Consider the following 26294-nt stretch of genomic DNA (forward strand, 5'->3'; position numbering starts at 1 on the left):
AATAGAATCATCTCAAAATACCTCCTAAGCTATGTTGTTAGTTATAAAGAGATATTTAAATATAGAGTTGAGCTTCTATCATACCGCTACTGCCCATACAATAGAAAACCAAAAAATACTGAGCATTGACCGGTCACCATTGTGGCTCTACAGTGTACGCCTTAATTTAAATGATGTTTCAAATGATAGACTGTCAGCGACGCTATGATAAGACCCTTTTTATTTAAAAGTCCTGACCTATTTGACAATAAATGTTTTGTATCGGCATCATTTACTCGATGACTGGTAGACGCGGTCGCTCATAGATAGTCTATAATAATTTGATCAGTTAATATCTGAGCAATACAGTCTATCAATGATAACCGTTGTCTTATAATACCTTACCTCTCAATTAATGGTTTATGTGACTTATGAAATTCGCTTTATCAGCGCTACCGTCCGCTATGATGACTGTTACACTCATAAGTGTTGCGCCTGTGACTTACGCAAGTACTGATGCCGATCGTATCGAATCAACTGGTATGGCATCTGGCCCTGTAACACAAATCGTGGAGGCTAACGATCCGAGCAATCATAAGACCACTGTAACGCCTAATAACACATCGATAAATACTTATGATGGGCAACCTTCACTGGCTACCCTTGTCGATCCCATCTCACACAAAACGATTGATAATAGCTATCCGTTAGAGGTCTCCAGCTTTTTGAGCTTAGCGCAAGCACAAAAACTTTTAGTCCAAGTATCGCCCAAGATAGCGGCCAATCAAGCAGCCATTGCTGCCAGCGAATACCAAACTGATGCTCTAAGAACCATCGATAACCCGCTCGTATTTGCTCGCGTATCTGCCAGTGCTTACCATCTAGACCAAGATATAGATTTGTCTACTCTTAAAAACGGCATCATAGATGGGGTGAATAATCGTGTCGATAGTGTCATTCCTCCTATTGCAAGCTTGCCAGACTTACCCAACTTTGGCGAATTGGTTGGTGAGCGGATTCCAGACTCGTATGACCTCAAACGCTCAGGCTCCACAACTGGAGCAGGTGTTGGTGTGGTCTGGCCTATTTATACTGCTGGACGTACAGATGCCTTGACTGGCGCCTCCGATGCACGCACCCAAGAAGCGCTAGCAGATAGTATTCTTGATAAAAACGAGCTGTATAATACGTTGATTGAGCGCTACTTTAAGGCGCAGCTAGCGATCATTGCCGCTTACTTACGTGAAGACGCTTACGATACACTGCAACAAACTGACCATATGGCAGAGCGTCTATTTGAAGAAGGCTTTATCTCACGGGTCGAGAGATTAGAGGCTCAATCTGCGCTTGCCGACGCCAAAAGCGAGTCTGTTAATGCCAATAACGATGCACGCTTGGCTATGATTGCATTACAGCGGTTACTACGTACCAACTACCGTATTAAGCCGACGACGCCTTTGTTTGTGTCTAGTCGCCCGCTACCAGATGTCAGTTATTTTCAAGATCTGGCTCTGAGTCATCACCCAGGATTACAGAAAGTTGCCGCTAAACGTGCGCAGGCACAGCAGCTGCATGCGTTATCTGATACTGGTTATAAGCCGACCGTTTTGCTGTATGGTTATGGTCAGGTAGAGAAGGATCCAAGCTGGGTTGCTGGTATATCTGCCAGTTGGAAACTCTGGGGCGGACTTGATAAAACAGCCTCATTGGCATCAAGTAGCGCTCAAATCCGTCAAGCCGATCTCTCTGAAATTGAAGTCAGTGACAACCTACTCCTGCTCGTAGAAAAAAACTGGCATGATGTCAATAATGCCCAATCTCGCTATCAGGCACTTCAGAGTAATGTTGATTTGGCGGCAGAAGTGTTGCGACTGCGCCGCCTTGGCTTACAAGAAGGTGTGAATACCACCGTCGATGTGGTACAAGCGCAAACTCAGTCGCTCAAAGCACGTACCGAGCAAGCACAAGCTGCCAATAGCTATGTACAGTCATTGGCTGCACTCATGCAAAGCTGTGGCACCCCGCTTGCTTTTAATGCTTATCTGAATGCCGCTGACATTCAACTGCCAACTTTGTATACTGAACAATAATGAACATGAAAACCATAAGTCGTATGGATGAGCGCTTGTACAGTCGATTTAGTTTTTTATTATAACGATGTCTTTGAGCGGTACGGTACATCGACTGCCTCAAGTGCGTGAGGTGCGATCATACCTTTGTAATGCACTGAATACGGGGCCTGTCACAACGCTGACAACATCCATACTGTTACTCATTCTATTGTGAATAATTGTTTTATGAAAAAATCTACCTCTAAATCGATAAGTCATTGGTTGCAGCCTTTACTCAAAACATGGCAGCTTGCAAACACCTCCAACGTTTGGGCACACTGTGCAAGCGTGGGATTTTTTGGTTTTTTGTCGATATTTCCCGTGATGGCAGTGTTTGTACTCGTTTATGGCCTCGTGTTTTCACCCGTCCAGATGCAAGAACAGATCTCAATTTTGAGTCCATACATACCCGATACCGTGTATGAAGTCCTCAACTCACGCCTGAACGACCTAGTCTCTACTACCACGTCTAAGTTAACTTTTAGCCTTATTTTATCGTCACTGCTCGCTCTCTATGCTGGCTCTAAAGGCATTAAGTCTTTAATTATCCTTATCAACCTCGCCTTTCATATCACTCATGAACGTGGGTTCATTCAAGGTACTATTCGAGCCGTTGGACTGACCTTTGGCGCAGTAGTTGTCTTGATTATAGCAGTCTCCTCTATCGCCATTATTCCTGTGGGAGCGGCTTTTTTCCCGTTTCCTCAGATAGCTGAAACGATTGCGCTTTGGAGCAGATGGCCAATATTGGCTGGTATTATATTTCTGAGCTTTTTGGGGCTCTACCGCTTAGCACCTAATCGCGATGCTGTCGCGCTAAAAAGGCTAGTGCCAGGTGCCGCACTAGCGACCATTATGTGGATTGTATTGTCTGTGCTGTTCTCCATCTATGTGCAAAATTTCAATAACTATAGTGCTGAGTTTGGTGCGCTTTCAGCTGCTGTGGTAATTATGCTGTGGCTGTATTATTCGGCATTTATTGTCGCTTTTGGTGCTATTTTCAACTCTGAAGCGTTAGACAGTGCTAAGCCTTACGCTGTTCGAATGTATTAATCATAACCCCTTTATTCTAGACCCTTTATTCTCAACTTTGCTGCTTTAGGAATCCCGCTGTCATGTCTGAATTGCCAAATGAATCAAACGACTCAAATCAATCTGATGATTCAACCGAGTTAGCGACCTCTCAGGACAGTCAATACTCAGCTAAACCAGCAGAAAACACGCCTGACGCTGAGCCGGTGCAGCCTACGCCACCGTACAATCGCGGTAATGCTAACGCTGATAAATCTGCTCGTGTAAAAAAAGCGCTACTTGCAGGGCTTGCATTGATTGTTCTTGCTGTGATTGCCTATGGTCTATATAAAAGCAATCAACAGAGCGAGCTTGAAATCATTACGCTTCAAGGGCAAATGCAAATGCAGCAAACCTCTATCGCTGCAAAAGTGCCTGGCCGCATTGCACAGATTATGGTGACAGAAGGTGATACCGTTACCGCGGGTCAACAGCTGGTCGAAATGGATTCGCCTGAAATTAATGCCAAGATCAACCAGGCGCGGGCTGGCAAGCAAATCGCACAGAGCCAGTTGGACAAAGCCGAAAATGGCGCACGCCCGCAAGAAATCGCTCAAGCAAAAGCGGCTTGGCAAGCCAATAAAGCGGCCTCTGATCTGGCAAAGAACACTTATCAGCGCGTTAATCGCCTCTACGAAGAAGGATTGATGGCGCGGCAAAAGCGCGATGAGGCGTATGCACAGTACCTTGCTACCGAAGATCAGACTGAAGCGGCACGTCTGCAATATGACTTGGCGTTAGAGGGCGCGCGTAGTGAAGATAAGTCAGCCGCTACCGCCCAAGTTGCACAGGTCGATGCCCAACTGGACGAGGCACTGGTCGCAAAAGAAGAAGCCAATCTAAAAAGCCCTATCGCAGGTATTGTTGATAATGTCATTGTCAGTGCTGGTGAAGTCATCGGTCAAGGCGTTCCTTTGCTCACTTTGGTAGATACTAATGACCAATGGGTGGTACTCAACGTCACTGAATCTTATCTGAATCAATTTGCTATCGGTCAAACTTTTATAGGAACTATCCCAGCTCTATCATCAGCAGACAAACCTTATAGCAAACAGTTCACTGTTTATGCGACGTCGACCCTATCTGATTTTGCAACTTGGCGACCGACTAACAATGACGATGGGTTCGATGTGCGTACCTTTGAGGTAAAAGCTCGACCATCAACGCCAGATACTCGTATTCGCTCGGGTATGAGCGTGATTGTGCGTATCAATCCTACGCCTATTAACCAGAACCAAGAGTAAACCATGCGCTTAATTGAGGCGTTTTTGCGCAGTGCAGCCTATGAGCGGCGATTTTTGACCAAAAACCAGTGGGACCTTAGCATGGTGTTATGGATACCGCTGGCAACCGTCCTACTTATTTGGTGGATATTTTCACAGACTCAGATTACTGATTTGCCTATAGGCGTTATCGATCAAGACAATAGTGCGATGGCCAATACTGCCGTACGCTACTTAGAAGCCAGTCCTACGCTGACAGTCAGGCAGTTGTATTATTCTCAAGCAGAGGCCGAGGCTGCGATATTGCAACGCGATATTTACGCAGTCGTGACGATTCCTGAAGACTTCTCTCGCCATATTCTATCGAATACACCTGCGCCACTCACACTACAAGTAAACGCACAGTATGGTACTCACTCTGGTATTATTCAAACGAGTGTTCAAGCAGTTGCAAGTACACTGTCCGCAGGCGTCGAGATACAGCGATTGGTCAAGCAAGGCGTAGCACCATCACAAACCGCGACTGCTTACGCGCCTATCAGTATTCAGCGTATCAGTCTGTTCAATGCAGCGACCAATTATCAGCAGTTTTTGGCCTCAACCGTGATACCTGCCCTACTACATATACTGGCAATGGTTGTTGGCGCAACGACCATTGGACGTGAGCTACGTGATAAGAATATTGGTCGCTGGTACCGTTTTATCGATACCAAAAATCCTGAACAAACATCACCTCAATATTCGAAAACACCAACCGCACCGTTCACCAAGCAAGATAGTATCAATAACAGCCGCGATAATGCTACGGTAGCATCAACCTTACAAGCGCCACAGGCAGTCAGCATGTCAGTATTGTTATTTGGTTTATTAGGTAAATATTTTTGGCCAATGCTGGCCTATAGTGTATGGTCGGCTATGATCCTGTGGTTGACAACTTCGAACCAAGCTATAAGCATAGCTTCTTTTGCTGTGGTCTATGCTGGTTTGTTATGCCTAATGACACTCTCGTTTTGGCTGGGTGCGATCTTTACGTTGAATGCTTTTTCTCTACGTATGGGGCTGTCTGCTACTGGTTTTATCTCAGCGCCTTCTTACGCCTTTGCTGGCGTGACCTTTCCTTATATTGCGATTAGTGATAGCGCGCAGTACTGGTCGAATATCCTACCACTGACGCATTATCTCAAGCTTCATATTGCACAACTGCAGATGCAGGCACCCATTGCTATATCCCTGCCTGGTGTCTACGGTCTCACCCTTGCTATGATCATAGCACTGCTACTAGCCGCATTATTAACCAAACGTGCATTGGCACATCCTGAACGTTGGGGAGCACGCTAATGTCAATACGATCAAACCCCAATCTCAAAAAATCTGAATCAACGAAGTCGTTGTCATCACCGTCGTTCTGGACAAGCTTTGTCCAAACGCTTAAAGATATTTTTGGGGATAAAGGTATCTTGCTGATGTTGATCATCGCCCCTATTATTTATGGCTTCTTTTATCCGTGGCCTTATTCTACTGAGGTGGTCAATCATGTACCGGTAGGTATCATCGATTATGACAATAGCAACTTATCGCGTACGCTCGCTCGTTACTCAAGCTCCAGCCCTTATTTAGATACCGAGCGTTTTGTCAATGAGCAAGCCGCCAAAGAAGCCATGTGGTCTAATCAAATTGCAGGTTATATGGTGATTCCTAGTGGGCTTGAAGCGCAAGTACTATCAGGACAACAAGCCTATGTCAGTATTTTAGGTAATGGTGGCTATTTTATCTTAAATAAAAATGTTCAGCTGGGCTTCTCTCAAGCAGTGGGTACGGTATCAGCAGGCATAAAGGTAAAGAAGGCCGTTGCGACAGGGGCTTATGCACCCACTGCCGCACAGAGCACGCAAGCAATACCGCTACGCATCATACCACTGTATAACCAAACTGAAGGCTATGGTGCTTATGTCGTGCCAGCTGTCTCTGTCATTATCTTGCAACAAACACTACTGATGGCGACAGCGATGCTGATTGGCACATGGTATGAGCAACGCCGCCATGCGACGAGCATACGTGGCTGGCTAGGACGCATCGGAGCGCTAAGCACGCTAAGCTTTATCGTCGGCTGTTTTTATTATGGCTGGGCGTTTGAGCTTCATCATTATCCACGTGGTCAAAACATGCTTGGTACGTTATTGTTTTTGGCATTATTTTGCCCGACGGTCGCCACGCTCGGCTGCGTGCTTGGGCTATGGTTCCGGCAGCGAGAACGCAGCATGCAAATCTTAATCTTTGTCTCGCTACCGATATTTTTCTTGAGTGGCTACCCATGGCCAGCAGACCAGTTGCCTCAGATATTACAAGTCATACGCTGGATCGTGCCCACAACCCCTGCCATCAATACCTCTGTACAGCTGAACCAAATGGGTGCCAGCGTGTCCCAAGTTGCTATTGGGTTTTATGTACTGGCAGGCTTATGGCTATTTTACTTTGCCTTATTACTGCTTTTACGCAAACGTATACCGCAAAGACAATCCGCTTATAGTGCTTAATAGTAACTGAGCTCAAGACCCTGACAAAAAAGCGCCTGCTAACAATAGCAGGCGCTTTTTATGGAGAAGACTTTATACTTTCAAGCTTTTTACTTGCGAACTTTGTACTTCCAAGCTTTTTACTTCCAAACGTTGAAGCTTTCTAAGCAGTTAAAGGAATCGTTAGAACACTCGGTTCAGACCATTGAGCGCCGCAACACGATATGCTTCTGCCATTGTTGGATAGTTAAAGGTGGTATTAACGAAGTACTCAAGCGTATTGTTACACTTCATAACTGCTTGTCCGATATGGATAATCTCTGATGCATGGTTACCGTAGCAGTGAATACCCAAAATCTCTAGCGTCTCACGATGGAATAGTATCTTTAGTACGCCTGTACGCTCACCAATGATTTGTGCGCGAGCCAGATGCTTAAAGAAAGCTTGACCGACCTCGTAAGGTACTTTCTCATCTGTCAGCTCTTGCTCGGTTTTGCCAATACAAGAAATCTCAGGGATCGTATAGATACCCGTTGGTACGCTAGATACAGGTTCAGCATCACTGTCGCCAACCATAAATGCAGCCGCACAGCGTCCTTGATCATATGCCGCTGATGCTAATGATGGCCAGCCGATCACATCGCCTGCTGCATAGATATTATCAACATCAGTGCGATAAGTATCATCAACTTTTAGCTGACCACGGCTGTTCGCTTTTAGCCCGATAGCTTCTAGGTTTAGACCTTCAGTGTTACCTGAGCGTCCATTTGACCACAGAATGGCATCTGATTTGATTTTCTTACCGCTTTTGAGATGTAGGATTACGCAGTCATCATGGGTCTCAAGATGATCAATCTCTTCGTTACTGCGAATGAGCACACCGAACTGTCTAAAATCGTGCGCGATGGCATCGCTAATCTCGCTATCGAGGTAGTTAAGCAACTGATCTTGGTTGTTGATTAGATCCACTTTATAGCCAAGACCAGTAAAGATGGAAGCGTATTCACAGCCAATCACGCCAGCACCATAGATGATGATTTTTTTGACGATATAATCCATCTGTAGGATCTTGTCAGAATCAAAAACACGCGGATGATTGAAGTCTAAGATATCAGGACGATATGGACGACTACCGACCGTTACGATGGCTTTATTAAAGGTAATGGTTTCAAACACATTGTCATCCGTTTCAACACGTAAAGTATGTTTGTCAACAAAACTGCCCCACCCTTGAATGACTTCAATACGGTTGCGCTCATAAAAACCCGTATGCGTGTTCACTTGACGGCGTATCACTTGACGAGCGTTGGCAAGCACTTTATTCAGCGGAACTTGCTTATACTCCATCGCTTTTGTGAACATTGGATCACGGCGAAAGTTAATCAAGTTAAATACCGATTGGCGCAGTGCTTTACTCGGGATCGTACCTACATGAGTCGAGTTACCACCCACCTGATCACGCGGATCGACCACCACCACTCTCTTACCAGATTTGGTAAGCTTCATGGCAGCAGCCTCTCCAGCTGGTCCTGCACCCAATACCACAACATCGTATTCATAGTCGTGATTGTCGCTTTTTAAGCGACGAGAGTCTTTGGCAAAACCCGATTGAATATCGATACGGGTGTCATCGAGCGGGTTGATAAGGTCTGGATGGTGCATGACATCATCAGTAACTTGCTCGTGGGTTTGTTCAATTTTTTGTTTTTTGTCTTTACCTTCGGTATGTTCAGGGTTGGGCGTGCGACCGTTCTCTTTATTAGATACTTCGGTATGAATATCTTTACCAGTATCATTGGTCGCGTCGCTTGCACTTTTACTTACCATGATGTCCTCTTTATTTATTGATTATATGAATAAGTTTGTATGGGAGTGAGTTTTTACGATCTACGTAGGTTAATAAAATTAGGTTAGTAAAATCACGCCACCATAAAGTATGGATATCTTTTTTGCAATCTTGATACGTATTGCGCACTGTAATAATTTATCAGCCAATACGGCGCTTAAGACCAGTCATTTGCAAGATACGGGTGGCAATCTCTTCAACAGACATCTCCGATACGTCCAAGCTTGGAATACCATGAGTAATATAGATACCTTGTATCGCACGCTGCTCTTGCTGACATTGTTGGTAGCTGGAATAACGACTGCCTGCACGGCGCTCTTGACGGATTTTTACTAAGCGATCGGTATCAATGAGCAAGCCAAACAGTTTGTCTTTGTGCTCACGTAATGCTTTTGGCAACTGATTGTCGTACAAATCATCTTCGGTCAAAGGATAGTTTGCCGCTCGAATACCAAACTGTAATGCCAAGTATAGCGATGTCGGTGTCTTACCAGAACGCGACACCCCCACTAAGATAATATCTGCTGCATTATAGTGGCGAGTACGCGCTCCATCGTCATTGTCCAAAGCAAAATGAACCGCATCGATACGCTCTTTGTAGGTTTCAGAGTCAACGTCGTCGTGCGCATGACCAGAGTGACCATCTGGCTCAACGCCGGTTTCTTCTGCAACGCGTCCTATTAATCCCTCATACATATCCAAGTTACAGCTGTGGGCTGAGTTAATCTTTTCGCGGATCTCTGAATTAACGATAGTATCGAACACCAGCGGCAGTGAGCCATCGCGCTGATAAGCCATATTGATTTGCTCGACTGCGTCTTCAGCACGCTCTAGGCTGTCAACGTATGGCAAAACACGCGTCTCAAAAGGCACTGAAGCAAACTGACTTAAAATAGCGCGACCCAATGTCTCAGCAGTAATCGCTGTGCCATCTGAGATGAAAAATGCCGTTCTGATGGCTTGTGAGCTGTCCAAGTTGAGTGCGTGATGGTTTTGGATAGTGGACTTAACTTGTTCAGATGGATTGCTTGAGTACATGACGTTGGCACCTTGGTTGAAAACTCAATAATGATCTTCATTTAGCTTCTAGTGATGATTTGATAGCGTTTATCTAAATTTGGCGGCTTAATTGAGTTACCTGATTAGCTATTTAAGTACTCAATGATTGCTCTTGAACGAGATACACAGCGGCATCTGTATCGTACGTTGATAGAACCATGCACATCACCTATCTATGCGCTACATTATACGCATATTAAGCCCTTAATAGAAATCAATGTTACAGGCACACACTTAGAACCAACACGGTTTTTCACGCAATCATTACCTTCAACTGCCTACTCATTAAATGTTTTTATTACTGAACCTTTTATGTAGAAATAGAAGTTGTGAGAATACTCGAATACCGTCGCTCGAATGCACTCATCTTCAAATTTCTTGACAATTATAAGCACTCAACAAGCACATACCATTACTAATACTGTTGATATTTTTTGTGCTTTCAGACAAAAAAATCTCAGCCACTTACCAAAATTTATGTGGCAATTCCTACAATTTGTGTATTTTTAACAAGTTTTTTGGTCAAACCCCTCGAAATCCTCATAATATGGCGGTATAATTCACCGTTATAATCTTTACTAAATAACCTTATTTTCTGGAGTTATCATGGCAGCGCAATCTACAGCACTTGTAATCAATCTTGATCAGCTAGGAAAAGACGATATCGAAATGGTTGGCGGCAAGAATGCCTCTCTTGGTGAAATGATCAGCCATCTGTCTGATTTAGGCGTTAGTGTTCCAGGCGGTTTTGCCACCACTTCAAATGCTTTCAATCGCTTTTTGACAGAAACAGGCTTGCTGGACAAAATCAACAATGAGCTAAAAACACTAGATGTTGATGATGTCAAAAAACTTGCAGAAACAGGTAAAAAGATCCGTACTTGGATTATTGAACAAGAGCTGCCAAAAGATCTTGAGCAAGAAGTACGTCAATCATTTGAAACCATGAGTGGCGGCGAAGACATCGCGGTTGCTGTCCGTTCTTCTGCTACCGCTGAAGATTTGCCAGATGCATCATTTGCCGGTCAGCAAGAAACCTTCTTGAACATTCGTGGTATTGATAACGTTCTAATCGCTATTAAAGAAGTATTTGCTTCTTTATATAATGACCGTGCCATCTCTTATCGTGTACACAAAGGTTTTGAGCATGAAGGCGTTGCCTTGTCTGCGGCTGTACAGCGTATGGTACGTTCAGAAACTGGCGCTGCTGGTGTTATGTTTACGCTAGATACCGAAAGTGGTTTTGATCAAGTCGTGTTCATCACCTCAAGCTACGGTCTAGGTGAGATGGTTGTACAGGGCGCGGTTAACCCAGATGAGTTTTATATCTCAAAACGTCTGCTAGCTGATGGTAAGCCTTCTGTTATCCGTCGTAACCTAGGTAGCAAGCATAAGAAAATGGTTTATGGTGACGAAGGCAGCACGGCTAAATCAGTGAAAACTGTCGATGTTGAAAAGCAAGAGCGTATGCAATTCTCTTTATCTACTGAAGAGCTGACCTCACTTGCCAAACAAGCCGTAACCATTGAGCAGCATTATGGTCATGCAATGGACATCGAGTGGGCAAAAGACGGCGATAGCGGTGAGATCTTTATCGTTCAAGCACGTCCTGAGACTGTTAAGAGCCGCCAAGACAGCAATGTCATGGAGCGTTATGTCATCGACACGACTGGCGCAAAAGTATTGTGTGAAGGTCGTTCAATCGGTCAACGTATCGGTTCAGGTAAAGTGCGTATCGTTAGCAACCTAAACGAGATGGACAAAGTAGAAGAAGGCGACGTACTCGTATCAGACATGACTGATCCGGATTGGGAGCCAGTTATGAAACGCGCTTCTGCTATCATCACTAACCGTGGTGGCCGTACTTGTCACGCTGCTATTATTGCGCGTGAGCTAGGTGTGCCAGCTATCGTTGGTTGTGGTAACGCCACTGAGCTATTGGTTGATGGTCAAGACGTGACTGCGTCTTGTGCTGAAGGTGACACTGGTTTCATTTATGAGAGCCAGATTGACTTTGAAGTACAGACCAACTCTGTTGAGTCTATGCCAGAGCTTGCATTTAAAGTGATGATGAACGTTGGTAACCCAGATCGCGCGTTCTCATTCACCCAAATGCCAAACGAAGGTATTGGTCTTGCGCGTCTAGAGTTCATCATCAACCGCATGATTGGTGTGCATCCAAAAGCGCTACTAAACATGAATAGCTTGCCACGCGAAATTTCACAAGCAATCCAAGAGCGTATTGCAGGCTATGCCTCACCTGTTGATTTCTACGTTGATAAGTTGGTTGAAGGTATCTCAACCCTAGCCGTTGCCTTTATGGATCAGCCAGTTATCGTTCGTATGTCAGATTTCAAATCAAACGAATACGCTAACCTGCTAGGTGGTAAGTTATACGAGCCATCAGAAGAAAACCCAATGCTTGGTTTCCGCGGTGCTAGCCGTTATGTCTCTGACAACTTCCGTGATTGCTTTGAGCTTGAGTGTAAAGCACTAAAACGTGTTCGTGATGAGATGGGTCTGACCAATGTTGAGATCATGATCCCATTTGTCCGTACCACTGACGAAGCAGCACAAGTAATTGAGCTACTTGAAAAGAATGGTCTAAAACGCGGCGAAAATGGTCTACGCGTCATTATGATGTGTGAACTACCAACCAACGCCTTACTCGCAGAAGAGTTCCTAGAGCACTTCGATGGTTTCTCTATTGGTTCTAACGATTTGACTCAGCTAACGCTTGGTCTTGATCGTGACTCAGGCATCGTCTCACATCTATTTGATGAGCGTGACCCTGCAGTTAAGAAACTATTGACGATGGCTATTGACGCCTGCCGTAAACAGAACAAATATGTTGGTATCTGTGGTCAGGGTCCATCAGATCATCCAGATCTAGCATTCTGGCTTATGGAGCAAGGTATCAGCTCAGTATCATTGAACCCAGATTCGGTACTAGATACTTGGTTCTTCTTAGCTGGTGAAGAAGCACAGTAAGTCACTGTGTTAAGTGATCATTGTGTTAAGTAACTATATTGACTCACTATGCTAAGTCACAGTATTAAGTTACTGGGGTAATTCACACAGTAATTAAAGATACCACTATTAGGGTCTATTTGATTTTTTCAAATAGACCCTAATATAATGTGTTAAGACATGACTAACTATGCAGGCAATTATGCAGATTTTCCTTGCTCGAAATAACGTACAAGCTGGCCCATATGATTTGGAGCAGCTGAATATTATGCTCGCCTCTGGTGAAGTACTGCTAGATGATTTGATGTGGCATGAAGGCCTGAGCCAATGGCAACGTGTAGGCAATCTCACCAACAACCAAGCGGCTTATAGACCTACTGCTAGTGGTCGTTCTGAAAACAACGATTCCATTATCAACAATGTAACCGTGTTTCCTGAAGACAATGCTAATAGCGCGAGTGGTCAAGAAGATAAGTCTGTCTCACTAGATAGATTGTACGGCAAGCCTGAACGTCCCAAAAGCGTCAAGGCAGATATGACGACCAATCGTCATCAAACGCCGCATAACAATGTATCGTTGAACAAGTCCAATCTCAAAAAGACGGCCGCAGACAAAACCGTGGGTAACGTCGTGCTCGCGCCTATTATGTCGCGTGTATTGGCAACGGCATTAAATGGTTTACTTTATGTCTTAGCCATTTTGCCATTGGTCATGGCATTGACCAAATTGGATGTGGATTACACCAAGTTCCAGAACATCCAAGACATGGATGCCGCTTATCAGTATTCAATGTCGCTCATGGAAAGTCTTCCTAGTAGCACGTTAATGATGTCGCAAGTGATGGTATTTGGACTATTTGCTTTGCAATTGTTATTTATTGCTATGCGCGGTCAATCACTAGGCAAACTGATTACTGGTATTCGAGTGGTGGATCAAACCACGCATCGACTGCCTTCATTCATAAAGCTTATCGGTACGCGTACATTATTGTTGTTCATCATCTACAACTTGCTCTTTTCGTTTACCAGTTTTTTAGGTTTCGTGATTATCGCTATTCATTATTACATGGCATCAAGAAATCCTCAGAATATTGGCTGGCATGACAAACTTGCCAAAACCTTAGTCGTCAAAGCGGACAGTAGCCAGTTAGAAAAAAAGTCTAAAACGAAGTAAATCTTTTTTATACTCGATTATCAATACTGTCTCTACTTTTTCTTGTAATTACTATAGAAAAGCTGCGTATAATCGCGGCTTTTTTATTTAGCGAAGATTATTTATCCTCTTTTTATATTTTATTGGCAACAGCTTGGTGATTAACCTTTGTGTTAATCACCGAGTACTGTTATAATACGGCGCTTTATAAACTAAGCTTTTTTCTTATAATATTTTTAGGAATTAGGGCTTACCTTGTAAATCTCCTTGCTATTAACATAGGGTTAATAGCTACTAATCCGTAAGGAGTCATAATGCGACATTACGAACTGGTGTTACTTGTACACCCAGACCAAAGCGACCAAGTGGTCGGCATGGTTGAGCGCTACATCAAGTTAGTTCAAGACAACAACGGTGTTATCCACCGTCTAGAAGATTGGGGCCGTCGTCAACTGGCTTACCCAATCAACAAGATTCACAAAGCTCATTACGTTCTTTTCAACATTGAAACTGACGGCGAGACTTTAGCTGAACTTGAAGAATTATTCCGCTATAACGACGCGATCATTCGTAGTCTAGTTATGCGCCGTGACGAAGCTGTCACTGAAGAGTCGCAGTTAGCCAAGAATGCCGATGAAAAACGCGCACGCAAAGCAACTACTCGTCGTCCAGATAATCGTGAAAACGATAATGACGACAACGACAACAGTGAAGACTAATTAAAGGAGAATACTCATGGCACGTTTCTATCGCCGTCGCAAATTCTGCCGTTTCACTGCTGAAGGCATCACTCACATCGACTATAAAGATGTTGAATTGCTAAAACAGTATATTAGTGATAATGGTAAAATCGTACCTAGCCGTATTACTGGTACATCTACTAAATATCAGCGTCAACTAGCGACTGCTATCAAGCAAGCTCGTTACTTATCGCTACTTCCATACACTGATAACCATCAAGGTTAACCGCTAACTAGGAATGACTCATGCAAATTATTTTGTTACAGCGTATCGTCAACCTTGGTAAACTCGGTGAAACTGTCGATGTAAAACCAGGTTACGGACGTAACTTTCTTATCCCTCAGGGCCGCGCTCTACCTGCTACTAAAGCTAACATTGAAAAGTTCGAAGCACGTCGTGCTGAGCTTGAAGCTGAAGAAGCAAAAGAGATCGCTGTTGCTCAAGAGCGTGCTGATGCACTAACTGACGTTAATGTTATCATGCGCGCTAAATCAGGTGACGAAGGCAAGCTATTTGGCTCTATCGGTACTCGCGATATCGCTGAAGCATTGACTAACTCAGGTCTAGAAGTTGACCGTGCTGAAATTAAGCTACCTGAAGGCACTCTACGTCAAATTGGTGAATACAATGTTGATATTCAGCTACACCATGACGTTACTGCTAGCATCTTAGTTACTATTCTTTCTGAAGATGGTAACAACGAAGATTCAGCTGATGAAGAAGCATCTGAAGAAGACTACTCTGAAGAGTAATTCTTTAGACAGTTAAGTTTATTTAAAAAACCAGCAGCCTTGTGTTGCTGGTTTTTTTATTGTGTACGATTTTTGGTTATAAGCTCACATATGTGAGCAAAATCACTATCACTTCATAAATTACTGTCAATTCATAAATCAACACACTAACAAATTAGGACTCAATTTTTCTTTAGCTGTTTTTGTATTATTTAGAAAATACATTGCTATAACAGAGATGCTACCGACGTAAAGTTGTAGCAACTATTTGCTACAACTACATTAAAAATGGCATACGAAACAATAAGATAGTGCCTATATAATTATCTTTATTATCGATAGCAGACTTGATATTCTGCTGTTTTAGTTATAACGGGGCGCAAGAATATGAAAGACAATGAAATACACACAGACGATAAGCTTATATGTACTCAAGGCAATGATATTTACCGAGAAGGTGAAATTTATACAGTAGGCAGAATCGTCAATGACAAGTACTTCCAATTATTGACGAGTGGCAATGATGATCATTGGTATGCCACTCATGACGAACAGGGCATCCATGTGAGCTTTGATACAACGGTATTAACCACGCCAAACAAAGCGTTTTTTGATAAAATCGCGTAGTCATATGTAGGTGTTCGTTGGTTCAATACCATATCGCTTAAATACCGCTTGTTCATACCTTGTTTTGGGCTAAAACTTTGATATGAGCATTGCGTTAGACATTATCTTTTATCAGTACAAACTGGTCACTAAATGTGGCCAGTTTTTTTGTGCCCTATCCATATAACCTATTCTAATAAAATAGACTTCAGTAGTGTCGATGCCATGAAATACTTTGAACAAACGTTGATTTTCTTTTAGAATGGCTTCAATAAACAGTAATCCCATACAGCTATATTATTTTTCAATATGACATGGACAGAAATAGCGCTATATTTCTGCTGAATATATTTCCTAGTAGCAACCATTTGCTATAGAATATGCCCCTTCAAAATTTCGTATCGTTATTGATGTTTATAATCAGTTCAAGATGACTTATATAAAAACCCGTGCAAATAAGAGTCCTGCCATTATGACATATAGTCTGAGCAGCTCTGATGCCGTATATGACTTATATAAAATTGACTGTATTTGTATTAATAATCCATTAAGTTCTAAACCATATTGAGACAGTGATGATTGTATTTTGGCTTGTACTGACCATTCTTTTTATTATTTTCGCTACTGCAAAACTGAAGTGGCATCCTTTTTTAGTATTGATTCTATCTGCTTTTTTGGTCGCGCTATTTTATCAAGTACCGCTCAATACAGTCGCAAAAACAATCTCTGATGGTTTCGGTGGGATTTTAGGATACATCGGTCTAGTTATTGTATTTGGTACGATTATTGGTTTAATCCTTGAAAAGACAGGCGCTGCTATCGTAATGGCAGAATCAGTGATCAAAGTATTGGGGCCACGCTTCCCTACGTTGACCATGTCTATCGTTGGTGCGGTGGTATCAATACCTGTGTTTTGTGACTCCGGCTACATCATCTTAAACTCTCTAAAAGAATCTCTAGCTGAGCGTCTAAACGTCTCTAGCGTGGCAATGAGCATTGCCTTGGCTACTGGTCTATATGCTACTCATACTTTCGTACCACCTACTCCAGGTCCAATCGCGGCAGCGGGGAATTTAGGACTAGAGTCAAACTTGGGTCTGGTCATCATGGTCGGTGTGGTCGTGACAGCAGTTGCAGTACTAGCTGGCTGGTGGTGGTCTAACCGCTTTCTCAATGCGACACCTGACAACATAAACGAAGCTGACGCCCCAGCAGCAGCAATGCCTGAAGGCATGAAAACTCGTGATGATTATAGTCACCTACCGTCAGCGACAATGGCGTTTTTACCTATTATTGTTCCTATTATCTTGATCTGTCTGTCTTCTGTTGCTAATTTCCCAAGTGCACCATTTGGCAGTAGCATGGTAGCTGAGATTTTAATATTCATTGGTAATCCACTGACTGCGTTACTTATCGGTTTGTTCTTATCATTCTTCTTAATCAAATCAAGCCAAAAAACGCAAGAAATTAGCGATAGCATCTCACAAGGTTTGGTTGTTGCTGCCCCTATCCTATTGATCACTGGTGCTGGTGGCGCATTTGGTGCCATGTTAAAAGTGACACCGATTGGTGATTATTTGGGTTCAACGCTATCTGCTTTGGGATTGGGTATCTTTATGCCATTTATCGTTTCTGCTGCCCTAAAAACAGCGCAAGGCTCAACCACAGTCGCATTGGTTACGACTTCTGCAATGGTCGCACCTCTTCTAAACCAAATCGGTCTAGACAGCGAGCTTGGCCGGGTATTCTGTGTGATGGCAATCGGTGCCGGTGCCATGACCATCTCACATGCCAATGACAGCTTCTTTTGGATTGTGAGCCAGTTCAGTCGCATGAGCGTGGCACAAGCGTACAAAGCTCATTCAATGGCTACTGGTATCCAAGGTGTGACTAGCATCGTATTTATCTGGTTGTTGACGCTAGTATTTATCTAATTCTAAGATTAGCTGTTTTTACAGACGTTTATTTGGCTATTATTCAGTAAACGTTTTAAAACATGACACCATCGCAATGATCGTGTCATTAAGATATTCAAAGAGAGCCGTATGAAAATTTTGATTGCCCCTGACTCGTTTAAAGAAAGTCTAGAAGCGCTCGATGTCTGCCGTGCCATTCAGTCTGGCTTTAGCCAAGTGTTTCCAGATGCTGACTATAAGCTACTACCAATGGCAGATGGCGGCGAAGGCACATCAGCAGTACTGTCTTATGTATTAGGGGGTAACTGGAAAGAAGTCAAAGTACACGACCCATTGATGAGACCAATCACCGCAAAGTACTTACTGTTGCCTGACGCGACTGCGGTAATCGAAGTGGCTCAAGCGTGCGGATTGCATCTACTGACAGCTGATGAGCGTAATCCTGTTATTGCGAGTAGTTATGGTGTGGGTGAGCTGATCGAAGATGCGTTAGCAGAAGGGGCCAAGCGCATCATTATCGGTCTCGGTGGTAGCGCAACCAACGATGCAGGTCTTGGTATGCTAATGGCATTAGGTGTGACATTTCATGACATCAATGATAGCTTGCTCACTCATGGTGGCGGTGCGCTTGCCAGCCTACATCATATCGAAAGCACCAACCTCAATGCCAAGATATTGAATACTGTATTTGAGGTCGCTTGTGATGTGACCAATCCATTATGCGGCCTGCTAGGAGCAAGCGCAGTATTTGGCCCGCAAAAAGGTGCCAGTCCAGAACAAGTCAACGAATTGGATAAAGCACTAAATCACTTTGCAACAACGTGCAACCAGCATGGCTATGAAGACTGTCAACACGTTGAAGGTGCTGGGGCTGCTGGCGGTCTTGGCTATGCGATGATGACATTCTTTCAAGCTCAGCTAAAGTCAGGCTTTGACACGGTTGCTGGAGTGGCTCATCTGTCAGAGCATATCGCAGAGGCTGATCTTGTCATCACTGGCGAAGGTAAGCTCGATGCGCAAACCGCCATGGGTAAAGTGGCAGGCGGTATCAGCCAAATCGCTAAGGCTAGCCGTACACCTGTTATCGCTATCTGCGGCAGCGTAGACGGATTAAAGCCTGCGCAGACCAGTCAGTTCGATGTGGTCATGCCGAGTATCCAAAAAGTAGATACGATCGATAATGTGTTAGGCTCTGCTTACAACAATATTGAGACTACTGCTGCTAATATTGCTGCAAGTATTAAGCTGGGCCAAAGCCTAAAGTAGCGCAACGCCCACAAATTCATAGTCTTCTCTAAATATAAAAACGTTAAATGCACCGCTCCTATATACCTGCTAGCGGTGCATTTATTGTTTTCAAAATATCTATAGCCATTTTTTGATATCATCAATGACCGTATACATTCTATTAGAGAGTACCTGCTGTCGTCTGACTGCCAGATATAGCGTTTCGCTAACGGCAACTGGTAAAGCATGGCTGTTGATGAGCTCAGGCTTTGAGTAAGCAGCTACTGCATGTGCAGGTAAAACCGTAAAGCCTATTCCTCTGCTGACAGGCTCTAAAATCAGACCAATCTGATTCGAAAAGCCCTTTTTCTTAAAATCATTGATATGCTGAAATTGTTCATAGTTGGCAGTCAGTAGCATGCCTGCATGATGGGCACCATCCGGATGATCAATAAATCCGAGCTGGGTAAGCTGCTCCCAGCTCGGCTCGGTTGTCGTCGCAGGTGTCACCAGTATCAATGCTTCTTGCGCCATAGGCTTACAGCTAACCGTTTCATTCTCTGAGATATCTGTCATAAACCCAATATCAATCTCATGGTTGGCAAGTGCTTGCTCAATATCTGAGTTGGGTGCAAAACGATAATCAATCACCAGCTGTGGGTGTTGCTGCTGTAGATTTAGAAGCTTTGGATATAGCTTAAGCCCTACACTACCCGGTGACATCAACCGTACCAACCCTTCATAAGGTGGGTCTTCACCGATACGTTGCTCTAAATTTGATAGACGCTGCAATATCTCGCCTGCTTCTTTATAAAGCTGTTCACCTGCATTGGTCAGTGAGAACTGCTTACCTTGTCGAATCAACAAATCCGTATCTAGTTGCTCCTCTAACTTACGTATGTGCTGGCTCACGCCAGACTGCGTCATGTATAAGCGCTCAGCGGTACGCGTAAAGTGCCCGACCTCAGCAAGCGTGCAAAAAGTACGTAGCCATGCGATGTTTATCATTACGTTTCATACTTATTTATATAATATTTGATAATTTTACATAATTAATCTGTATTTGTATACTGGCTCCACGTTAAAGAAAAAGCATATCAAACAGGAGCACGAGCTATGAATAACGTCTATCCAAGAAGCTTTTCTCATATCGGTCTTTCAGTCCCTGACTTAGAGGCCGCTGTAAAATTTTATACTGAAGTGATGGGTTGGTACACCATCATGGAGCCTACTGAGATTGTCGAAGATGACAGCCCGATTGGTGAGATGTGTACTGAAGTATTTGGTGAAGGTTGGGGCAGCTTCCGTATCGCTCACCTATCTACTAGTGATCGTATCGGTGTTGAGATTTTTGAATTTAAAAATCAAGAAAACCCTGAAAACAACTTTGAATACTGGAAAACAGGTATCTTTCACTTCTGTGTTCAAGATCCAAACGTTGAAGAGTTGGCTGAGCGTATGGTTGCAGCAGGTGGTAAAAAGCGTATGGAAAAACCACGCTACTACTACCCTGGCGAAAAACCTTACCGTATGATCTATATGGAAGACCCGTTCGGTAACATCGTTGAAATTTATAGCCACAGCTACGAGCTTATCTATAGCGAAGGCGCATACTAAGTTCAGTATAAATTTAAGTTAGTATAGATTTAGATTATATTTGACTGAAAAACCAATAGCGTACTCATCATCTGGGTGCGCTATTTTTTTCGTGAGCTTTCTATGTGTGTGCTCCATCTATTGTATAGAATATGAGCCATGCTACTATTTAAAACGCTTTATATAACTTTATAAATAGTAGCCTTTGCCAAATCAAATAATCGATTATCAAGGATGATATATGACACAGCCTGACACTCCCCTACACACCGACGATATTTTGGTCCTCAGAAAAGACGATAGAGAACAGGGTGTGGTGACCCTGTCATTGAACCGACCTGCACAATTTAATACGTTGTCAGTTGACGTACTGTCTGCCATGCAAGCGGCCCTAGATAATATTGCTCAAGACGATACGATCAGAGTCGTCGTCATTCAAGCAATGGGCAAAGCGTTTTGTGCAGGACATGATCTGAAGCAAATGCGCGCTCACTCGGATGCAGCCTTCCATCGTGCGTTATTTCAACAATGTAGCCAAATGATGCTCACCATCAACCGTATGCCGCAAGTCGTCATTGCAAGGGTGCAAGGGATAGCCACTGCGGCAGGATGCCAATTGGTCGCAGCTTGTGACTTAGCCGTGGCAGCTGAGCATGCAAGATTTGCCACTTCTGGGATAAATGTGGGGCTATTTTGCTCCACGCCCGCCGTTGCCGTCAGTCGAAATTTACCTCGCAAGCAAGCGTTTGAGATGCTCATCACAGGCGAGTTTATCGATGCACACACTGCTCTACAATACGGGCTGATTAATCGAGTGGCACCAGCAGAGCAACTGGATCAGGTACTTCAGTCATTAATATCAGCGATTACCGCCAAATCCTCTGTGGCAGTGAAGACTGGCAAAGATATGTTTTATAAACAGCTGGATATGAGTGTGGCAGATGCTTATGACTACGCTAGTGAAGTGATGGCTTGCAATATGATGGCGGACGATGTGAGTGAGGGAATTGATGCGTTTGTGGAAAAGCGTCAAGCGGTATGGAAGGGATGCTGATAGTCATATAAATAATTAAACTAATTTATTATAAAGCATAAAAAAGCCACGATATTGCTATCATGGCTTTTTTTACTGCTTGGCTAAAGGTGCTGCAAGCAGTCTTTACTCAGCAGCGACGGCAATCATCTCAACCAATAACTCAGGACGTGCCAGTGCTGATTCGCCGCAAGCGCGCGCTGGTGGCTCGATACCTTCAAACCACTCGTCATAAACTTCATTCATAGCTGCAAAATCAGCCATGTCTTTGATCCAAACCGTCACTGAAAGCAGTTTTGATTTATCACTACCCACTTCTTCTAATAGCGTTTGGATCTTTTCCAAACACGTTAATGTTTGCGCTTTGATATCGTCTTCTGCATTACCGACCTGACCACATAAGTAAACGGTCTGGTTATGGACGACGATTCTACTCATGCGTGGGGTGCTATGTAATTTCTTTATCATGTGATCTACCTTCAATTTATTAATTTAAAATGGTACTAAATTTGCTAGACGCGCTTTTAATTAGAAAAACGCTGTGCACTAAATGGTGCCAAATCTACCAATGCCGGCTTGTCATGAATCATCTCTTCAACCAGGCGCCCTGTCATTGGCCCTAAGGTAAAGCCTTGATGACTGTGACCAAACGCAAACCATAGTTTGTCATGCTTGTCAGCAGGTCCGATGACGGGCTTCATATCTGGCATACAAGGACGTGATCCAGCCCATGCTTCACTTTCAACGGCATCTTCTAATGGCAAGATTTTCTTAGCAAGTTTCAATACGGTTTTTAACTGACCAAAGTTCTTTGGCGCATTCATGGTCGTCATCTCAGCACCAGTCGTGATACGGATACCCTGCTGCATTGGACCCATGACAAAGCCTTTGTCCATATCAAACATACTATGATTGATGGTGTTCTTATCTGTTACTTTGAAATGCTGATGGTAGCCACGCATCGGGAATAACGGTAGGTTATATCCCAGTGGTCTGATCAAATCATTCGACCATGGACCTGCTGCAATGACTAATTTATCACTGTAGTAAGTATCTTTATCAGTGATGACTTTCCAGCCGTCAGCATTTTTGACGATTTCTTTAACGTCATTCTCTTTGATCGTACCCTGCATGTCTTGGAAGTTTTTTGCATAGGCTTTTACAAGCGAGCTTGGGTTTGATACTTGCCAAGAGTTTTTCCAATGAATCGCACCAACGAACCCTTCAAAATTGGCACTAGGCTCCATGGCCTTGAGTTCTTCAAGGTTCAGTACGTTATGCTCAACACCTTGGTTGCGCGCATCGATGGCTGATACTTGGGCTTCTTTAAACGTCTCTTCCGAGCGATGTAATTGCAACCAACCATCACGAGTAATGAGCTCGTCAGCACCAGAGGCACTGATCATGGTTTGGTGCTCACTGGTACAATGCTCAATCAGCGTCTGCCACTCAGATTCGATTTGTTTAACAGATGCTGGCGTAGAGTATTTCCAGTATTGTAGTAGCGCTTGGTGATAACGCAAAATAGCTGGTATACGGTAGCGAATATCAGTACCTTGGTTCGGCAATACTCTAATCATTTCTGTCAGCTGACGCGGAAAAGGATGGGTATGAATCGCTTCGCGCTGAATCAATCCTGCATTGCCATACGAGGTCTCTGAACCTGGCAATTTCTTATCTAAGAGTAATACATTTGAGTTATTTTTTTGTAGATGCCACGCGATTGACGTGCCAACCATACCTGCACCGATAACGATCACTTCGTAGCGCATAACCTATCCTTTTCTTAGGGTGTTAATACAGAGTATCAAATATAAGGGTCGAACCGAATTAGGTGCTAATAGTAACGCATTGGGCTAAATATGAAACCCTTATCTGAAAAATATTTTCGCCATTAAATACTTTTGGTTATGCCTTTATTAGTAGAGTATTTTCAAAAGGAATAACTGAGGTATGGTATGGTTATCTGGTTATAAAAATGGAAGGAAATAAGCTAAAAATCAGCACGAATTTCTACTGTAGATCTCATGTGATATAAAAAATACGCTCTTCTTCTTTGTCTTATAAAAATAACGTAATTTCGCAGTCTCATCAACAGTTACCACCACATTGGATCATCATTATCCATGATAAGCGGTTTTACCGTTTCTACTGTTACCTCGTCGGCAGATAACTCCGCGATGAAGCGTGATGCCATATCAAAGTATCCAGAGTAGCTAGAAAAATAATTCGGCGCGGTCAGATATAACTGTGTCTTTGCACGACTACAGGCCACATAAAACAGTTTACGCTCTTCTTCTAATGCTTCAAAGTCATCCAGCGAGCGGTGATGCGGCGTGATGCCATCTACCAATGAGTTAACAAATACCACTGGCCACTCTAGCCCTTTGGCACTATGAATGGTTGAAATGGTAACCTTATCATTACTCTGCTCATCATCAGATCGCCCCATGACCGCGACCGAATCATTCGGTGGGTCGAGCGCAAGATTTTCTAAAAAACTATCGAGGCTGGTATGCTCTTTCGCTAAGTTCTTTAGCACCCGAAAGTCCTCAGTACGCTCACGCCAGTTGTCTTCAATCAGCTTTAACACAGGAATATAAAAATCAAGAATACGCTCAATGGCTATTTCAACCGATTCCGCTTTCTGGGCGCTAACAAGTGTATGGTACAGCGGTTGTAGCTGTTCACTTTTCTTGGCAAACGGCGCTGCCAATAACGGCTCAAACGCATTGTTGTCAGCAGTGATGGCTTGTGTGAGACGAGTTGCGGTAACTGCGCCTACCCCTTTAAACAAGGTCAATATACGGTGCCACGCAATCGTATCATTCGGGTTGTAAAGTATTTTAACGAACGCCAGCACATCTTTGATATGGCGCCTTTCGATGAATTTGATACCGCCCACCACGATAAAGGGAATATTGCGCGCCATAAACTCCAACTGTACATAATTGGACTGAAAAGACGTACGGCACAACACAGCAAAATCGTTATAGTCAAACTCTGGCTTGAGCGCGATAATTTTATTAGTAATATAACTCGCTTCTTTCGTCTCATCACTGAGTCGTCGAAATATTGGCTTGTCGCCTGCTACGGGTGCGTCAGAGTGCAACTGCTTTTGATAGCCCAAGGTAATTTGCGCTGACAATGCATTGATGTAGCTTAGAATTGATGGCGTGCTGCGATAATTCTGTTCAAGCTTGATAAGTTTGGCGGCAGGATATGTCTCACCGAACAGCAAAATGTTTTCATAATTGGCACCGCGAAAGGCGTAGATGCTTTGATTGTCATCACCAACGACCATTAGTGACACCGAATCAGGCTCACAGATCAAATCGATCAGCTGCTTTTGCGGGATATTGGTGTCTTGGTATTCATCAACCATGACATAACCGTACGTGCTTTGGAGACGCTTTCGAAAAGTGTCGTTGGTTTTTAGATGACGCACCACTTGACTAATGATGTCGTCAAAATCATATAAGTGATTGGCGCGTTTATACTCATGGAAGTCAACTGCCAACTGCTCGATGATAGGAATGTGTACCGCGATATCAGGGTAATTACTTTCTATTAAGTCGCGAATATGAATACGCCTGTTTCTAGACGTTGATATGATATTTTGCAGTGTTTTTTTGCGCGGAAAAGCTTGGGTTTTAGTTTGTGCGGGATATTTTTTTTCTTTATGTACCAAGTCAATCGCATCTTCGCTATCACTGGTATCCAAAATAGTAAATCGTGGATTGATACCAAGCAGCCCAGAATACTGACGTAGCAGCATATTGCAAAACGAATGGAACGTGCCACTCGTGATGCTGTTTAATGCCTTGTCTGTTGGTAATTTATCTTCAGCTAGCTCTTCGTTTGTTAGCCTACTTGCCAGCAAAGACTTAGCGCGATCTTTGATTTCATTCGCGGCTTTACGAGTGAATGTCAGTAGTAATATCTCTTTAGGCGATACCCCGTTTTCGAGCAAGTAACTGGTACGATAGGTCAAGGTTTTGGTTTTGCCAGAGCCTGCGCCCGCAATGACCAACACTTTACCTTCGGTGGTAGTGGCTGCCATAAGCTGATCGGGATTTAACTCGCTGGCATAGTCAACCGTTAATCCTAAATGACTATCTAACCGTTGAGCGAGAAGCTTGGTATTTTTGACATCACTGGTATGAATTAAATTTGCCTCTAGCTTTTTTATGGCCTGCTCAAGTCGAGCAAGCTTAGGCTTCATCTCAAGGAAGTTTTGCGGATATTTATAGCGCTGTGTATCAAAGATCGAGATTGTCATCGTCAGATATTGCCTTACGTTTTATTTTGGTGCGAACTGATTGTTTTTTGGTCAGCTTTTTATCGCTGTGATATCAGGCTATAGAATCAGTATTAGCTGTTAAGTCAAACACCACACAAGTGCTTCATCGTCTTGTGCTTTAGGGTACTGTTTGTATCAGATAGCTTACCATACTAAAAAGTCTTGAATAACCGCGCAAAAGTAATGCTTACCACTCATATAAGCTGCCCGACTCGT

At 43.5% G+C, this 26294-nt stretch carries 21 protein-coding genes; 15 read left to right on the forward strand and 6 right to left on the reverse strand.

Translation table 11 applies throughout. The features are described 5' to 3' along the window. The first annotated feature begins 410 nt into the window (after positions 1 to 410). The 5 genes from ACTXGL_RS01115 to ACTXGL_RS01135 all read left to right on the forward strand — a co-directional run bounded on the left by ACTXGL_RS01115 (position 411) and on the right by ACTXGL_RS01135 (position 6918). Positions 411 to 2069 (forward strand): TolC family protein, encoded by a 1659-nt coding sequence (locus ACTXGL_RS01115; protein WP_443524271.1) that lies wholly within the window; start codon positions 411 to 413, stop codon positions 2067 to 2069. A 207-nt stretch (positions 2070 to 2276) separates the two neighbouring features. Continuing rightward, entirely contained in the window at positions 2277 to 3143 is an 867-nt protein-coding gene (locus ACTXGL_RS01120) for a YihY/virulence factor BrkB family protein (RefSeq protein ID WP_443524273.1), read from the forward strand. A 62-nt stretch (positions 3144 to 3205) separates the two neighbouring features. Further along, positions 3206 to 4405, forward strand: coding sequence for an HlyD family secretion protein (locus ACTXGL_RS01125; protein WP_443524274.1), 1200 nt, complete (start codon positions 3206 to 3208; stop codon positions 4403 to 4405). Between the two features lie 3 nt (positions 4406 to 4408). Continuing rightward, complete coding sequence (locus tag ACTXGL_RS01130; RefSeq protein WP_443524276.1) at positions 4409 to 5722, forward strand: ABC transporter permease; 1314 nt, start codon at positions 4409 to 4411, stop codon at positions 5720 to 5722. After that, the gene (locus tag ACTXGL_RS01135) at positions 5722 to 6918 is read left to right on the forward strand and encodes an ABC transporter permease (RefSeq protein WP_443524278.1); all 1197 of its coding nucleotides are present in this window, start codon (positions 5722 to 5724) and stop codon (positions 6916 to 6918) included. The genes ACTXGL_RS01130 and ACTXGL_RS01135 overlap by 1 nt, the downstream gene beginning before the upstream one ends. Before the next feature lie 162 nt (positions 6919 to 7080). Here the strand turns inward: ACTXGL_RS01135 and sthA are convergent, their stop codons facing one another. Then, on the reverse strand, positions 7081 to 8724 hold the full coding sequence (gene sthA / locus ACTXGL_RS01140) for a Si-specific NAD(P)(+) transhydrogenase (RefSeq protein ID WP_319050212.1): 1644 nt from the start codon (positions 8722 to 8724) through the stop codon (positions 7081 to 7083). 160 nt (positions 8725 to 8884) lie between these two features. Continuing rightward, the gene (gene ppsR / locus ACTXGL_RS01145) at positions 8885 to 9781 is read right to left on the reverse strand and encodes a posphoenolpyruvate synthetase regulatory kinase/phosphorylase PpsR (RefSeq protein WP_443524279.1); all 897 of its coding nucleotides are present in this window, start codon (positions 9779 to 9781) and stop codon (positions 8885 to 8887) included. Between the two features lie 627 nt (positions 9782 to 10408). Here ppsR and ppsA point away from each other — a divergent pair. The 8 genes from ppsA to ACTXGL_RS01185 all read left to right on the forward strand — a co-directional run bounded on the left by ppsA (position 10409) and on the right by ACTXGL_RS01185 (position 19185). Next, positions 10409 to 12793 carry a phosphoenolpyruvate synthase gene (gene ppsA, locus ACTXGL_RS01150; protein ID WP_443524281.1) on the forward strand — a complete coding sequence of 795 codons (2385 nt, stop codon included), beginning with the start codon at positions 10409 to 10411 and terminating at the stop codon, positions 12791 to 12793. Positions 12794 to 12962: 169 nt separating this feature from the next. Continuing rightward, on the forward strand, positions 12963 to 13946 hold the full coding sequence (locus tag ACTXGL_RS01155; protein WP_443524282.1) for an RDD family protein: 984 nt from the start codon (positions 12963 to 12965) through the stop codon (positions 13944 to 13946). A gap of 293 nt (positions 13947 to 14239) precedes the next feature. Beyond that, positions 14240 to 14644 carry a 30S ribosomal protein S6 gene (rpsF, locus tag ACTXGL_RS01160; RefSeq protein ID WP_101205443.1) on the forward strand — a complete coding sequence of 135 codons (405 nt, stop codon included), beginning with the start codon at positions 14240 to 14242 and terminating at the stop codon, positions 14642 to 14644. A 16-nt stretch (positions 14645 to 14660) separates the two neighbouring features. Continuing rightward, positions 14661 to 14891 (forward strand): 30S ribosomal protein S18, encoded by a 231-nt coding sequence (gene rpsR / locus ACTXGL_RS01165; RefSeq protein WP_010198808.1) that lies wholly within the window; start codon positions 14661 to 14663, stop codon positions 14889 to 14891. Positions 14892 to 14911: 20 nt separating this feature from the next. Continuing rightward, positions 14912 to 15418 (forward strand): 50S ribosomal protein L9, encoded by a 507-nt coding sequence (gene rplI / locus ACTXGL_RS01170; RefSeq protein ID WP_319050205.1) that lies wholly within the window; start codon positions 14912 to 14914, stop codon positions 15416 to 15418. Between the two features lie 366 nt (positions 15419 to 15784). Further along, positions 15785 to 16024, forward strand: coding sequence for a hypothetical protein (locus ACTXGL_RS01175; RefSeq protein ID WP_443524283.1), 240 nt, complete (start codon positions 15785 to 15787; stop codon positions 16022 to 16024). A 554-nt stretch (positions 16025 to 16578) separates the two neighbouring features. Continuing rightward, positions 16579 to 17937 carry a GntP family permease gene (locus tag ACTXGL_RS01180; protein ID WP_443524285.1) on the forward strand — a complete coding sequence of 453 codons (1359 nt, stop codon included), beginning with the start codon at positions 16579 to 16581 and terminating at the stop codon, positions 17935 to 17937. 111 nt (positions 17938 to 18048) lie between these two features. After that, positions 18049 to 19185, forward strand: coding sequence for a glycerate kinase (locus ACTXGL_RS01185; protein WP_443524286.1), 1137 nt, complete (start codon positions 18049 to 18051; stop codon positions 19183 to 19185). A 99-nt stretch (positions 19186 to 19284) separates the two neighbouring features. On the opposite strand, the gene ACTXGL_RS01190 is transcribed toward ACTXGL_RS01185, so the two are convergent. Next, positions 19285 to 20154 (reverse strand): LysR family transcriptional regulator, encoded by an 870-nt coding sequence (locus tag ACTXGL_RS01190; protein WP_443524287.1) that lies wholly within the window; start codon positions 20152 to 20154, stop codon positions 19285 to 19287. Between the two features lie 108 nt (positions 20155 to 20262). Between ACTXGL_RS01190 and ACTXGL_RS01195 the strand changes: the two genes are divergently transcribed. Beyond that, a complete protein-coding gene (locus ACTXGL_RS01195) occupies positions 20263 to 20763 on the forward strand; it encodes a lactoylglutathione lyase family protein (RefSeq protein ID WP_443524289.1) in 501 nt (166 codons plus the stop codon). 220 nt (positions 20764 to 20983) lie between these two features. After that, the gene (locus tag ACTXGL_RS01200; protein WP_443524290.1) at positions 20984 to 21796 is read left to right on the forward strand and encodes an enoyl-CoA hydratase; all 813 of its coding nucleotides are present in this window, start codon (positions 20984 to 20986) and stop codon (positions 21794 to 21796) included. A gap of 105 nt (positions 21797 to 21901) precedes the next feature. Here ACTXGL_RS01200 and ACTXGL_RS01205 read toward each other — a convergent pair whose 3' ends face one another. From ACTXGL_RS01205 to ACTXGL_RS01215, 3 genes are all read right to left on the reverse strand, one after another. Next, positions 21902 to 22240, reverse strand: a complete 339-nt coding sequence (locus ACTXGL_RS01205; protein WP_443524832.1) for a RidA family protein — start codon at positions 22238 to 22240, stop codon at positions 21902 to 21904. 59 nt (positions 22241 to 22299) lie between these two features. Further along, positions 22300 to 23547, reverse strand: a complete 1248-nt coding sequence (locus ACTXGL_RS01210; RefSeq protein ID WP_443524292.1) for an NAD(P)/FAD-dependent oxidoreductase — start codon at positions 23545 to 23547, stop codon at positions 22300 to 22302. Between the two features lie 326 nt (positions 23548 to 23873). Then, positions 23874 to 26057 (reverse strand): ATP-dependent helicase, encoded by a 2184-nt coding sequence (locus ACTXGL_RS01215; protein WP_443524293.1) that lies wholly within the window; start codon positions 26055 to 26057, stop codon positions 23874 to 23876. Positions 26058 to 26294 lie beyond the last annotated feature (237 nt).

This window comes from Psychrobacter sp. T6-6, from assembly GCF_052258185.1.
Taxonomy (GTDB): Bacteria; Pseudomonadota; Gammaproteobacteria; order Pseudomonadales; family Moraxellaceae; genus Psychrobacter.